Origin of the sequence: Streptomyces sp. T028, from assembly GCF_048159505.1 — a bacterium.
GTDB lineage: Bacteria > Actinomycetota > Actinomycetes > Streptomycetales > Streptomycetaceae > Streptomyces.
In genome coordinates, this window is the sequence record NZ_JBLRVZ010000005.1 from 1 (window position 1) to 13,149 (window position 13,149).

At 69.6% G+C, this 13,149-nt stretch carries 12 protein-coding genes; 10 read left to right on the forward strand and 2 right to left on the reverse strand.

The window, feature by feature from the left end; all coding sequences use genetic code 11:
* Nucleotides 1-207: 207 nt before the first annotated feature.
* Nucleotides 208-870: a class I SAM-dependent DNA methyltransferase gene (locus ACLZN2_RS04375; protein ID WP_416977012.1), complete on the reverse strand. Its 663-nt coding sequence runs from the start codon at nt 868-870 to the stop codon at nt 208-210.
* A 321-nt stretch (nt 871-1,191) separates the two neighbouring features.
* Here ACLZN2_RS04375 and ACLZN2_RS04380 point away from each other — a divergent pair, with 321 nt between their 5' ends.
* The 10 genes from ACLZN2_RS04380 (at nt 1,192) to ACLZN2_RS04425 (ending at nt 12,167) form a co-directional block, all read left to right on the forward strand.
* The gene (locus tag ACLZN2_RS04380) at nt 1,192-2,436 is read left to right on the forward strand and encodes an amidohydrolase (RefSeq protein WP_416977243.1); all 1,245 of its coding nucleotides are present in this window, start codon (nt 1,192-1,194) and stop codon (nt 2,434-2,436) included.
* 309 nt (nt 2,437-2,745) lie between these two features.
* Nucleotides 2,746-3,783: a BMP family lipoprotein gene (locus ACLZN2_RS04385; RefSeq protein WP_416977013.1), complete on the forward strand. Its 1,038-nt coding sequence runs from the start codon at nt 2,746-2,748 to the stop codon at nt 3,781-3,783.
* A 242-nt stretch (nt 3,784-4,025) separates the two neighbouring features.
* The gene (locus ACLZN2_RS04390; RefSeq protein WP_416977014.1) at nt 4,026-5,078 is read left to right on the forward strand and encodes a BMP family lipoprotein; all 1,053 of its coding nucleotides are present in this window, start codon (nt 4,026-4,028) and stop codon (nt 5,076-5,078) included.
* 260 nt (nt 5,079-5,338) lie between these two features.
* Nucleotides 5,339-6,991 carry an ABC transporter ATP-binding protein gene (locus ACLZN2_RS04395; RefSeq protein WP_416977244.1) on the forward strand — a complete coding sequence of 551 codons (1,653 nt, stop codon included), beginning with the start codon at nt 5,339-5,341 and terminating at the stop codon, nt 6,989-6,991.
* Nucleotides 6,988-8,103 carry an ABC transporter permease gene (locus ACLZN2_RS04400; protein ID WP_416977015.1) on the forward strand — a complete coding sequence of 372 codons (1,116 nt, stop codon included), beginning with the start codon at nt 6,988-6,990 and terminating at the stop codon, nt 8,101-8,103. Before ACLZN2_RS04395 ends, ACLZN2_RS04400 begins: the two co-directional genes overlap by 4 nt.
* A complete protein-coding gene (locus ACLZN2_RS04405) occupies nt 8,103-9,365 on the forward strand; it encodes an ABC transporter permease (protein ID WP_416977016.1) in 1,263 nt (420 codons plus the stop codon). The genes ACLZN2_RS04400 and ACLZN2_RS04405 overlap by 1 nt, the downstream gene beginning before the upstream one ends.
* On the forward strand, nt 9,362-9,754 hold the full coding sequence (locus tag ACLZN2_RS04410) for a cytidine deaminase (RefSeq protein WP_416977017.1): 393 nt from the start codon (nt 9,362-9,364) through the stop codon (nt 9,752-9,754). The genes ACLZN2_RS04405 and ACLZN2_RS04410 overlap by 4 nt, the downstream gene beginning before the upstream one ends.
* Before the next feature lie 67 nt (nt 9,755-9,821).
* Nucleotides 9,822-11,105, forward strand: coding sequence for a thymidine phosphorylase (locus ACLZN2_RS04415; protein ID WP_416977018.1), 1,284 nt, complete (start codon nt 9,822-9,824; stop codon nt 11,103-11,105).
* Nucleotides 11,106-11,181: 76 nt separating this feature from the next.
* A complete protein-coding gene (locus tag ACLZN2_RS04420; protein WP_416977019.1) occupies nt 11,182-11,769 on the forward strand; it encodes a Uma2 family endonuclease in 588 nt (195 codons plus the stop codon).
* A gap of 44 nt (nt 11,770-11,813) precedes the next feature.
* Nucleotides 11,814-12,167, forward strand: coding sequence for an STAS domain-containing protein (locus tag ACLZN2_RS04425; protein WP_416977020.1), 354 nt, complete (start codon nt 11,814-11,816; stop codon nt 12,165-12,167).
* On the opposite strand, the gene ACLZN2_RS04430 is transcribed toward ACLZN2_RS04425, so the two are convergent.
* Nucleotides 12,051-13,076, reverse strand: a complete 1,026-nt coding sequence (locus ACLZN2_RS04430) for a sigma-70 family RNA polymerase sigma factor (protein ID WP_416977021.1) — start codon at nt 13,074-13,076, stop codon at nt 12,051-12,053. The two genes, ACLZN2_RS04425 and ACLZN2_RS04430, sit on opposite strands and share 117 nt — an antisense overlap.
* Between the last annotated feature and the right edge of the window lie 73 nt (nt 13,077-13,149).

Here is a 13,149-nt window from a genome sequence, read left to right on the forward strand (position 1 = left end):
CGTGGGGGCTGGTCGCGCAGTTCCCCGCGCCCCTTCAGGGCGCTCAGCTGCGGGCGGTCGTGTGGCTGCGGGTCCGTGGGGGCTGGTCGCGCAGTTCCCCGCGCCCCTTCAGGGCGCTCAGCTGCGGGCAGTCGTGCCGCTGGGGCGGCACGGGTGGGCGCAGCGGCACCCCGTGAGCGGGGGCGAGCGACACCCACCCCCGGCCCGCTACACGCCGGGTACCTGAGCCAGGAGGTACGCGCGCGGATACGTGCGACCCTCGTCCGGCGCCAGCACCACACGTGCCCGAACCTCGAACCCCACCTCGCCCAGCAACCCCGCCACCACCTCCGGATCCCGCAACCAGTACCGCAGCGACACCTCCCGCCCAAACCGCTCCGTGACGTGCAGCTCCTCCCCCCGCCCGACCTGAAAGGCAAGCAGCAGACACCCCCCGGGCACCAGCACACGCCGGAACTCCCGCAGCACGCCGGGCAACTCCGCATCCGGCACATGGATCACGGAGTACAACGCGAGCACCCCCGCGAGCGACCGGTCCGGCAGGTCCAGCCCGGTCATCGACCCGACATGGAACCGCAGATGCGGATGCGCCCGCGAGGCCAGCGCCACCATCCGCGGCGACACGTCCACCCCGAACACCGGCACCCCCAGCGCGTCCAGCCGCCGGGTCACATACCCGGGCCCGCTCCCCACGTCCGCGACCGGCTCACCGCCCCCACGCTCCTTCACCAGGTCCGCGAAGCCGGTGAGCAGCGCTCTGTCCAGGTGCCGGTGCCCCAGCCCGTCCGGGAACTCCTCGGTGTAGGCCTCGGCTATGGCGTCGTACGAGGTACGGGCCGCGTGCAGGAAGTCGACGTCCAGGTCGGTCATGGGCGCGCACACTACCGGCGCGAGCCCAGGGCCGTACGAACGTCGGACAAGGACCCGCACGCCGCCGGGTGAACGTTCGCCACACCCGCCCCTCACGACCGATTCCGGAACGTGGACACGGCGGGCGGCCCACCCGCACCTCGTGGTATGGGTGAGGAAAGGAAGAGGGACGGCGCCAGATGAAAATTCGGCGAGTTTACCCACCCTCTACGGCAACCATGCGTCGCGCGGCCAACTTTTCTTCCTCCAACAGGTTGAAGTTTTGTTGATCGGGTCAGTTGACCGCTTCGGCGTCCTACCCTTCAGAGGGTGAAGCAACTGATGTCCCAAGAGCCCGAGGCCGATCCTGCCCAGCGCGCCGCCGCCCTGCCCGGCACGCTGCCCGAAGCCCTGCGTGCGGAGCTCGTCGCCTTCCGGCGCGACATGCACATGCACCCCGAGCTCGGCAACCAGGAGTTCCGTACGACCGCAGCGATCAAGGCCCGCCTGGAGAAGGCAGGCCTCAGGCCGCGTGTCCTCACCATCGGAACCGGCCTCATCTGCGACATCGGGCTCGAGGAGGGGGAGCAGGTCTCCGGCGTGCCCGTCTTCGCCCTGCGCGCCGACATCGACGCCCTGCCGATCCCGGACACCAAGACCGAGTGCGCGTACCGCTCCACGGTCCCCGACCGCGCCCACGCCTGCGGCCACGACGTGCACACCACCGTCGTCCTCGGCGCGGGCCTGGTCCTCGCCGAGCTGCACCGGCAGGGCCGGCTGCCGCGCCCCGTCCGGCTGATCTTCCAGCCCGCCGAGGAGGTGCTGCCCGGCGGCGCCGCCGACGCCATCGAGTGCGGCGCGCTGGACGGCGTCGGGCGGATCATCGCCGTGCACTGCGACCCGCGTGTCGACGCGGGCATCATCGGGCTGCGCGAGGGTGCCATCACCTCCGCCTGCGACCGTCTGGAGATCACCCTGGACGGCCCCGGCGGCCACACCGCCCGCCCGCACCTCACCACCGACCTGGTCACCGCGGCCGCCCGTGTCGTCACCGACGTGCCCGCGCTCGTCGGACGCCGGGTCGACACCCGGGCCGGCCTCGCGGTCACCTGGGGCCGGATCGAGAGCGGACACGCCCCGAACGTGATCCCGCAGCACGCCGAGCTGTCCGGCACCGTGCGCTGCCTGGACATCGAGGCCTGGCGGCAGGCCCCGGACATCGTCGTGGCGGCGATCGACGAGGTCGCCAACCTGCACCGCGCCAAGTCCGAGATCAACTACGTGCGGGGCGTCCCGCCGGTGGTCAACGACGGCGAGGTCGTCGCCCTGCTGCGCGACGCGATGGTCGCCCGGCGCGGTGAGGGCTCCGTGGAGAGCACCGAGCAGAGCCTCGGCGGCGAGGACTTCTCCTGGTACCTGGAGCGGGTGCCCGGCGCGATGGCCCGGCTCGGTGTCCGTCCCCCGGGCGAGCGCACAGTCCGTGATCTGCACCAGGGCGACTTCGACGCCGACGAGTCCGCGATCACCGTCGGCGTGGAGCTGTTCACGGCCGCTGCCCTGCTGGACGCGGCCACCCGCGAGGCCTGACACCCGTACGGGGGCGACGAGGTGACCGAAAGGCACCCCTTCGCCCCCTTGTGTCACCCGCCCGTAACGCCCAGGACGCGCTTGTAACCCGAGGGTGGCACGGTTCGATAACGGGAGCGAGCAATCCCGTTCCCCTCCCCTTCTACGCGCGTTACTGTCGCCGAAATCGCCACCCGGTACGGCTTGTTGGGCAGTCCTCCGGAACGGCGCCACCAGGGGAAAGCGGGCCGATCACGGCGCCGTGGGGATTTCGAAGGGGTGCTTGCTGTGCGTCTGATATCTCGGAGGAGCAGATTCTCCCAGGCAGCGGTGGCCGTAGCGGTCATCGCGCTCGCGGCCACCGGCTGCGGTGAGTCCAGCACCGGTTCCAAGGCGAGCGACTCGGCGTCGTCGTCGTCCGGAAAGTACTCGGGCAAGGGCATCGGTCTGGCGTACGACATCGGCGGCAAGGGCGACCAGTCCTTCAACGACGCCGCCTACGCCGGTCTGCAGAAGGCCGAGAAGGAGTTCGGCATCACCGGCCGGGACGTCGAGCCGCAGGACGGCGAGACCGACGCGGACAAGATCCAGCGCCTGACCCAGCTCGCCCAGTCCGGCTACAACCCGGTGATCGGCGTCGGCTTCGTCTACGGGCCGGCCGTCAAGGAGGTCGCCGCCAAGTTCCCGAACACCACCTTCGGGATCATCGACGACGAGACCGTCCAGTTGAAGAACGTCGCCGACATGGTCTTCCATGAGGAGCAGGCCTCCTACCTGGCCGGCGTCGCCGCCGCCAAGGCCTCCAAGAAGGCGCACATCGGCTTCATCGGCGGCGTGGACATCCCGCTGATCCACAAGTTCGAGGCCGGTTACGTCCAGGGCGCCAAGTCGGTCAACCCGAGCATCGAGATCGAGTCGCAGTACCTCACCGAGACGGCCCAGGAGGGCGGCTTCTCCAGCCCCGACAAGGGCAAGGACGCCGCAAGCGGCCAGATCGAGGCCGGCGCCGACGTCATCTACCACGCTGCCGGTCTCTCCGGTCAGGGCGTGATCACCGAGGCCGCCGCCAAGAAGGTGTGGGCCATCGGCGTCGACTCCGACCAGTACAGCCAGAGCGCGCTCGCCAAGTACAAGGACTACATCCTCGGCTCGGCGCTGAAGAACGTCGGCGGCGCGGTCTACGACCTCGTGAAGTCCGTCTACGAGGGCAAGCCGCTGTCCGGCGTGGTCCGCGGCAGCCTCTCCAACGACGGTGTCGGATTCGCCGACTCCAACCCCAAGTACCAGGCGATGACGGACGTCGTGGCCGCCGTGGACAAGGCCAAGCAGGACATCATCGACGGCAAGGTCACGGTCAACACCAAGTAACGCCCGACGGGGCCGCTGTAACACCGGTCCCCTCCGTCTGCCAGGGCCTTCCAGGCGTCCTTGCAGCCCAAGCGCCCCTTGCCTCCCGCAAGGGGCGTTCTGCTGAACGTAACCTGGATTACAACTGTGGCCACAGCTCGATAACGGAGCGGACAGAAGGGTTTTTCCTCCCGGTCTACGCGCGTTACGCTGCGGCGGAACCAGCGCCTGGTTTGGGCGCTTGCACAAAGGAGTCTCGTTCCATGCGCCGGGTGTCCCGAATCGCGGCTGCGGGTGTTGCCACCGCAGCTCTCGCCGTGACCGTTTCCGCTTGTGGAAGCTCGTCCACGTCGTCCTCCTCGTCCGAGAGCAGCAAGAACAACCTGGGCCTCGCGCTGGCGTACGACGTCGGCGGCAAGGGTGACCAGTCCTTCAACGACGCCGCCACCGCCGGCCTGGAGCAGGCCGACAAGGAGTTCGGCTACAAGTCCACCGCGGTCGAGCCGCAGGACGGCGAGTCCGACGCGGACAAGGTGCAGCGCCTGGAGAACCTCGCCAAGCAGGGGTACAACCCGGTCATCGGCGTCGGCTTCGCCTACGCGCCGGCCGTCAAGGAGGCCGCGGCCAAGTACCCGAAGACCACCTTCGGCATCGTCGACGACGAGCAGATCAAGGCCGACAACGTCGCCGACCTCGTCTTCCACGAGGAGCAGGCCTCCTACCTCGCCGGTGTCGCGGCCGCCAAGGCCACGAAGTCCGACGTCGTGGGCTTCGTCGGCGGTGTGGACGTGCCGCTGATCCACAAGTTCGAGGCCGGCTTCAAGCAGGGCGTCGAGGACACCAAGAAGGGTGTCACGGTCAAGTCGCAGTACCTGACCGAGACCGCCGCCGAGGGTGGCTTCTCCAGCCCCGACAAGGGTGAGAGCGCCGCCGAGGGCCAGATCGACGCCGGTGCGGACGTCATCTACGCCGCCGCGGGCCTGTCCGGCCAGGGTGTCATCAAGGCCGCCAACGCCAACAAGATCTGGGCGATCGGCGTCGACTCCGACCAGTACAAGCAGGACGCGCTGAAGGCGTACAAGGACTCGATCCTGACCTCGGCCATGAAGAACGTCCAGGGCGCGGTCTACACCCTGGCCAAGTCGGTCGAGGACGGCAAGCCGGAGACGGGCGTCGTCCGCGGCAGCCTGGAGAACGGCGGCGTGAGCGTGTCGAACTCCAACCCGACCTTCTCCGGCGACGCCGACATCCAGGCCGCGATCAAGAAGGCCGAAGAGGGCATCAAGAACGGCACCATCACCGTCAAGACCTCCTGAACCGGTGAACTGAACCGGTCAGAGGCATTGGCCAACAGTGCGCTGTGATGACAGCGTTACAGCCACGGAACGGGGCGCAGAGAGGATGGCCGACCTGTGCCCCGTTCGCGCGGCAGAATGCTCGGAACGGATCGTGACTGATCGAGATGGCGATGTGGACCATCACTGTCGAGATCATTAAAGGTCGATCCGATCCGGGCACTATTTAAAGCAGGGGCGCTACGCGCGTAGAGCGGCCCCTTTCCCAAGGAGAGTGCGCCATCGACGCGTCCAGCAGCCCTCCGCTCACCGCACAGTCGACGATCGCGGTAGAGCTGGCGGGGATCACCAAGCGCTTCCCCGGTGTCGTCGCCAACCACGACATCCATCTCACCGTCCGCAAGGGCACCGTGCACGCCCTGGTCGGTGAGAACGGCGCCGGCAAGTCGACTCTGATGAAGATCCTCTACGGCATGCAGAAGCCGGACGAGGGCACCATCGCCGTCGACGGGCAGCAGGTCACCTTCTCCAGTCCCGCCGACGCCATCGCCCGTGGCATCGGCATGGTCCACCAGCACTTCATGCTGGCCGACAACCTGACCGTGCTGGAGAACGTGGTGCTCGGCAGCGAGAAGCTGCACGGCATCGGCGGCGCCGCCCGCAAGAAGATCAAGGAGATCTCCGACCGCTACGGCCTCGGTGTGCGCCCCGACGCCCTGGTCGAGGACCTCGGTGTCGCCGACCGCCAGCGCGTGGAGATCCTCAAGGTCCTCTTCCGCGGCGCCCGCACCCTGATCCTCGACGAGCCGACCGCCGTACTCGTCCCGCAGGAGGTCGACGCGCTCTTCGCCAACCTGCGCGAGCTCAAGGCCGAGGGCCTCTCCGTCATCTTCATCTCCCACAAGCTGGGCGAGGTCCTCTCCGTCGCCGACGAGATCACCGTCATCCGGCGCGGTACGACCGTCGGCACCGTCGTGCCCTCCAGGACCACCCCCCGCCAGCTCGCCGAGATGATGGTCGGCTCCGAGCTGCCCACCCCGGAGACCGCCGAGTCCACGGTCACCGACCAGGCGGTCCTCACGGTCGACAAGCTCACCGTCTTCGCCAGCGGCGGCGCCTCCCTGGGCACCGAGGCCGAGCCCACCGGCGGCATCACGCTGGCCCCCGAGGGCGGCGAGGTCAAGCGCGTCCTCGACGACGTCAGCTTCACCATCCACGCCGGCGAGATCATGGGCATCGCCGGTGTCGAGGGCAACGGCCAGACCGAGCTGATCGACGCGCTGATCGGCACCAAGAACGCCGACTCCGGCAGCATCGCCTTCCTCGGCGAGGACATCACCGGCTGGCCCACCCGCAGGCGCCGCGAGTCCGGCGTCGGCTACATCCCCGAGGACCGCCACCGCCAGGGCCTGCTCCTGGAGGCCCCCCTCTGGGAGAACCGCATCCTCGGCCATGTCACCGAGACCCCCAACGCCAAGGGCTTCTGGCTCAACCCCAAGGGCGCCCAGGCCGACACCCGCAGGATCGTCGAGGAGTTCGACGTCCGCACCCCCGGCATCGACGTCACCGCCGCCTCCCTCTCCGGCGGCAACCAGCAGAAGCTGATCGTCGGCCGCGAGATGAGCCACAACCCGAAGTTCCTGATCGCCGCCCACCCCACCCGCGGTGTGGACGTCGGCGCACAGGCCCAGATCTGGGACCGCATCCGCGAGGCCCGCCGCGAGGGCCTGGCCGTGCTGCTGATCTCCGCCGACCTGGACGAGCTGATCGGCCTGTCGGACACCCTGCGAGTGATCTACAACGGCAGGCTGGTCGCGGACGCCGACCCCGCCACCATCACACCCGAAGAGCTGGGCTCGGCCATGACGGGTGCCGCCACCGGACACCTTGAGCACGTCGAGGAAGCGAGCGCCCCGGAGGACGAGGCCCGATGAAGAAGTTCGACAAGGAGCGCCTGCTCCTCGCCGTGGCCGGCCCGGTCATGGCGCTCGTCGCGGCGATCCTGCTGACCTCGGTCGTGCTGATCGCCTCGGGCAAGAGCCCGATCGAGCCGTACACGCTGATGCTGGAGCAGATCGGCTACTCCGACGTCCAGGTGCTGATCATCAACCAGGCGTCGCTGTACTACATCGCCGCCCTCGCGGTCGCCCTCGGCTTCCGGATGAACCTCTTCAACATCGGCGTCGACGGCCAGTACCGCCTCGCCGCGATGATGACCGCCGTGGTCGGCGCCCACATGGACCTGCCGGCCTTCCTCCAGGTCCCGCTGCTGCTGCTGGTCGCCATGTTCACCGGTGGCATCTGGGCCGGTGTCGCGGGCGTCCTGAAGGTCACCCGGGGCGTCAGCGAGGTCGTCGCGACGATCATGCTCAACGCGATCGCCACCAGCCTCATCGCGTACCTCACCCTGCCCGAGGTCTTCGGCGTGCTGGTCGGCGACAACAAGACCACCGGCATCATGAAGGAGTCCGGCTGGGTCCCCGGCATCGACCTCGGCCCCGACGTCGGCGAGATCTACGGCCTGGTCTTCCTCGCCGTCGCCCTCGGCATCGTCTACTGGCTGGCCCTCAACCGCACCCGCTTCGGCTTCGACCTGCGCGCCACCGGTGAGTCCGAGTCGGCCGCCGCGGCCTCCGGCGTCGACGCCAAGCGCATGGTCCTCACCGTGATGATCGTCTCCGGCGCGGTCTCCGGTCTCGCCGGTCTGCCCCTGCTGCTCGGCGACGCCCACACCTACAGCCTGAGCTTCCCGACGGGCGTCGGCTTCCTCGCCATCGGCATCGCCCTGCTCGGCCGCAACAGCCCGGTCGGCATCGCCTTCGCCGCCCTCCTGTGGGCCTTCCTCGACAAGGCGTCCCCCGCCCTCGACTACGCGACTCCGGAGCCGTACGAGAAGGAGATCGCGACGATCATGCAGGGCCTGATCGTCTTCGCGGTCGTCATCTCCTACGAGGTCGTCCGCACCTGGGGTCTGCGCCGCCAGCAGAAGCGCGTCGGTGAGGAACTCGCCGCCGCCGCGAACACCAAGAAGGAGGTGGCGGTCTGATGAGCACCGCGACCATCGCGAAGCCGAAGGCGGGGCGCCCCGGCAAGGGCGGCCGCCGGATGTCGCTGCCCGTACTCCTGCTGGTCATCGCCGGCGTGCTGGTCATGACCTCGGCCGTCCGTCTGATCACCGGCGCGGACGGCATCACGTCCACCGGCCAGATGTCCACCGCCCTGCGCGCCGCCGTCCCGATCGGTCTCGCCGGCCTCGGTGGTCTGTGGGCCGAGCGGGCGGGCGTCGTCAACATCGGCCTCGAGGGCATGATGATCCTCGGCACCTGGTTCGGCGCCTGGGCCGGCTACCAGTGGGGCCCGTGGACCGGTGTCGTCTTCGGCATCATCGGCGGCGCGCTCGGCGCCGTCCTGCATGCCATCGCCACCGTCACCTTCAACGTCAACCACATCGTCTCCGGTGTGGCCCTGAACATCCTCGCCCTCGGCACCACCCGCTATCTGTCGAAGTTCACCTTCGAGGACGCCCCGCAGGGCTCCTCCAAGCAGTCCCCGCCGATCGACTCGCTCGGCACCTTCGACATCCCCGGCCTGTCCAGCGGGCTGGAGACCCTCAACGACAAGCACTGGTTCCTGATCTCCGACCTCGCCGGCCTCATCGGCGGTCTGATCACCAACCTGTCGCCGCTCACCGTCGTCGCCGTCGCCCTCGTCCCGGCCACCTGGTACGTGCTGTGGCGCACCTCCTTCGGCCTGCGGCTGCGCTCCTGCGGTGAGAACCCGGTCGCCGCCGAGTCCCTCGGCGTCAACGTCTACAAGTACAAGTACATCGCCGTGATCATCTCCGGTGGCTTCGCCGGCCTCGGCGGCGCCTTCCTTTCGATCGTCGCGTCGAACGTCTACCTCGACGGCCAGACCGCCGGCCGCGGCTACATCGGCCTCGCCGCGATGATCTTCGGCAACTGGATGCCGGGCGGCCTCGCCCTCGGCGCCGGACTGTTCGGCTACACCGACAGCCTCAACCTGCGCGGCGGCGCGACCAACGTCCACGCGCTGATCCTGCTGATCGCGATCCTGCTGGTCGCCGGCGTGGTCTACCTGGCCTGGAAGAAGCAGTACGTCCCGGCCGCGATCACCGCCGCGGTCTCGGCGCTGATGTTCATCTGGTACGTCAGCACCGACGAGGTCCCGAACCAGGTCGTCACGGCCACCCCGTACGTCGTCACCCTGCTGGTCCTCTCCCTCTCCGCCCAGCGCCTGCGCATGCCGAAGGCGGACGGTCTGCCGTACCGGAAGGGACAGGGCAAGTGACCCCGGTCGACTGGGAGAAGCTGCGTTCGGTGGCCCGGGACGCCATGTCCCGCGCGTACGCCCCGTACTCCGGCTACCCGGTCGGCGTGGCGGCCCTCGTCGACGACGGCCGGATCGTCTCCGGCTGCAACGTCGAGAACGCCTCCTACGGGATCGGCCTGTGCGCCGAGTGCGGGCTGGTCTCCGAGCTGCAGAACACCGGCGGCGGCCGGCTCACGCACTTCACCTGCGTGGACGGCAAGGGCGAGATCCTCGTCCCGTGCGGCCGCTGCCGCCAGCTGCTCTACGAGTTCGGCGGCGAGGAACTGCTGCTGGAGACACCGGCGGGGATCCTCCCGCTGTCCGAGATGCTCCCGCAGGCCTTCGGGCCGGGGCATCTCGCCAAGTAACTCCCGTGCGGCCCCTCTGACCGGCACAGAGGGGCCGCACACTTTCTTGAACGTCGGAAGGAAAGCCATGGCCATGGACGCCATCTCCGTCATCCGCACCAAGCGGGACCGCGGCGAACTCAGCGACGAGCAGATCGACTGGGTCATCGACGCGTACACCCGCGGCGAGGTCGCCGACGAGCAGATGTCGTCGCTCGCGATGGCCATCCTGCTCAACGGCATGAACCGCCGTGAGATCGCCCGCTGGACCGCCGCCATGATCGCCTCCGGCGAGCGCATGGACTTCTCCTCCCTGTCCCGCCCGACCGCCGACAAGCACTCCACCGGCGGCGTCGGCGACAAGATCACCCTCCCGCTGGCCCCGCTCGTAGCGGCCTGCGGCGCCGCCGTCCCGCAGCTCTCCGGCCGCGGCCTCGGCCACACCGGCGGCACCCTGGACAAGCTGGAGTCCATCCCCGGCTGGCGCGCGCTGCTGTCCAACGAGGAGATGCTCTCCGTCCTCGACGGCACCGGCGCGGTGATCTGCGCGGCGGGTGACGGCCTGGCCCCCGCCGACAAGAAGCTGTACGCCCTGCGCGATGTCACCGGCACCGTCGAGGCCATCCCGCTGATCGCCTCCTCGATCATGTCGAAGAAGATCGCCGAGGGCACCGGCTCCCTGGTCCTCGACGTCAAGGTCGGCACCGGCGCCTTCATGAAGACGATCGAGGACGCGAGGGAACTGGCGCGGACGATGGTCGGCCTCGGCACCGACCACGGCGTCAAGACGGTCGCGCTCCTGACCGACATGTCCACCCCGCTCGGCCTCACGGCGGGCAACGCCCTGGAGGTCCGCGAGTCGGTCGAGGTCCTGGCCGGCGGCGGCCCCGCGGACGTCGTCGAACTGACCATCGCCCTCGCCCGCGAGATGCTCGACGCGGCCGGTGTGAAGGACGCCGACCCGGCGAAGGCGCTCGCCGACGGCTCGGCGATGGACGTCTGGCGGCGCATGATCGCGGCCCAGGGCGGCGACCCGGACGCGGAGCTGCCGGTGGCCCGCGAGCAGCACGTCGTGACGGCCCCGTCCTCCGGCGTCCTCACCCGCCTCGACGCCTACGACATCGGCATCGCCGCCTGGCGCCTCGGCGCGGGCCGCGCCCGCAAGGAGGACCCGGTCCAGGCCGGCGCCGGCATCGAACTCCACGCCAAGCCCGGCGACCCGGTCACCGCGGGCCAGCCCCTCCTGACCCTCCACACCGACACCCCGGAACGCTTCGACTACGCCCTCCAGGCGATCACCGGCTCCTACGACATCGCCCCCGCCGGCACGGCGTTCACGGCGTCGCCGGTGGTGCTGGAACGTATCGCCTGACCTGCGCCTTCGTCTTTTTGGGTGAACGGGATCGGTGGACCCCCGTCGGTCCCGTTCGGCGTGTTGCATGGCGCCCATGAGCGAATACTTCGGTGACTACATCCAGACGGACGACGCCTGGGACGAGGTCGTCTGGGTCTGGCGGCACACCGACGTACCCAAGGGATGCCGGGCCGAGATCATCGACGGGTTGATCTCCGTGACACCGCTGTCCGCCGGTGGCAGCCCTTACATCGCGTCCCGGGTGACCCGGGCTCTCTACAAGGTGGTTCCGGACGGCTGGGGCGTCTACCAGTGGCTGGGGACGGCCGTCCCGGACCGCCTCAGCCTCTATGTGCCGGACCTTGTCGTGATGCCACGCGAACGAGACAGAGTGGACAGCCACTACGTGCCTGCCGCGGAGGCCCGACTCGCCGTGGAGATCACCTCGAAGGCCACGGCACACAACGACCGTGTCAGCAAGGCCGCCGGATACGCGCTGGCGGGTGTTCCCCTTTACCTCCTCATCGACGCCCTCGCACCCGAGGGCCCGACCGTCAGCCTGTACGGAGAACCCCAGCAGGGCGCCTACCGCCTCCTGAGCGCCTGCCGCTTCGGTGACGTGATCAGGCTGCCCGAGCCGTTCGGACTGAAGCTGGACACCAGCGAGTTTCCCACCGAGTAGGGTCAAGCCCGATGAGTTGAGCCCGGCCCCAGGGTCTACCGAACGTGGACCCCAAAACACCCCCCGTACTCGCCCTGACCGGCCCCATCACCCCCGACCATGTGGCGGGGCTCGCCGACGACGTACGGGCCCTGCTGGCGGCCGGTGATGGCGGGGTCGTCGTCTGTGATGTGAGCGGGCTCGGGCCGCCGGGGCTGGCCGTCGTCGATCTGCTGGCCCGGCTGCAGCTGGCCGCCCGCCGGGCCGGGGGGCGGATACGGCTGCGCGCCCCCGACCCCGCCCTACGCGCCCTGCTCCACCTCGTCGGACTCCCCGTCGAGGTGGAGGGGGAGGTCGAAGAGGGGGAACCAGCGCTGGGTGTCGAGGTAGAAGTGGAACCCGGTGAGGCGGCCGTCTGAGATCTCCAGGACCTGGATCGCCCAGGGGCTGAAACCGCCCTTCTCGGGGTCCGGCTTGTACTGGGCGAACCCCGGCAGCCCGTTCACCCGCACCGGCAGCAGCCGCGAGCCCTCGCAGCCCGAGCCGAGCGTCGTCATGAAGCCCGTGATGTCGTCGTGGCCCGTCAGCCACAGGTCGAACGGCGGCATCGTCATGATGGCGTCCTCGTGCAGCAACGCCGTCAGCGCCGTCATGTCGTACCCCTCGAAGGCCGCCACATAGCGCTCCAGCAGCCTCTGCTGCTCCTCGTCCAGCGGGTCGGACACCGTCGCGTCCGCGCCCGCTTCGGCCCGCTCGGACAGCGTGGCCCGCGCCCGCTGCAGCGCGCTGTTGACCGAGGCGACCGAGGTGCCGAGCAGCTCGGCGACCTCGCTCGCCTTCCACGCCAGCACCTCACGCAGGATCAGCACCGCCCGCTGCTTGGGCGGCAGCTGCTGCAGCGCGGCCATGAACGCCAGCCGCACCGACTCCTTGGCCACCGCCGCCTCCGCCGGATCCTCCACCGTGGGCAGCACGCGCGCGTCGGGCATCGGCTCCAGCCAGGTGTGGTCGGGGCGGGGGGAGAGGGCCGCCTGGGCCAGGGGGGTCGACTCCGCGAGGTCCATCGGCCGGGCCCGCTTGTTGCCCGCCGTCAGCATGTCCAGACAGACGTTCGTCGCGATCCGGTAGAGCCACGAACGCAGGCTGGAGCGGCCCTCGAACTTGTCGTAGCTCCGCCAGGCCCGCACCAGCGTGTCCTGCACCGCGTCCTCGGCCTCGAAGGACGAACCGAGCATGCGATAGCAGTAGCCGGTCAGCTCGACCCGGTGCCTCTCCAGCCGGACACCGAGGTCCTCGCCCATCGCGGCGCCCGCCGTACCGTCACTCATCCTCGTCCACCCACCCCTGTGGCCGTTCTGTCACGCGTCTGTGCGCCCCAGCACTTCGGAAGCTACCCCAGCC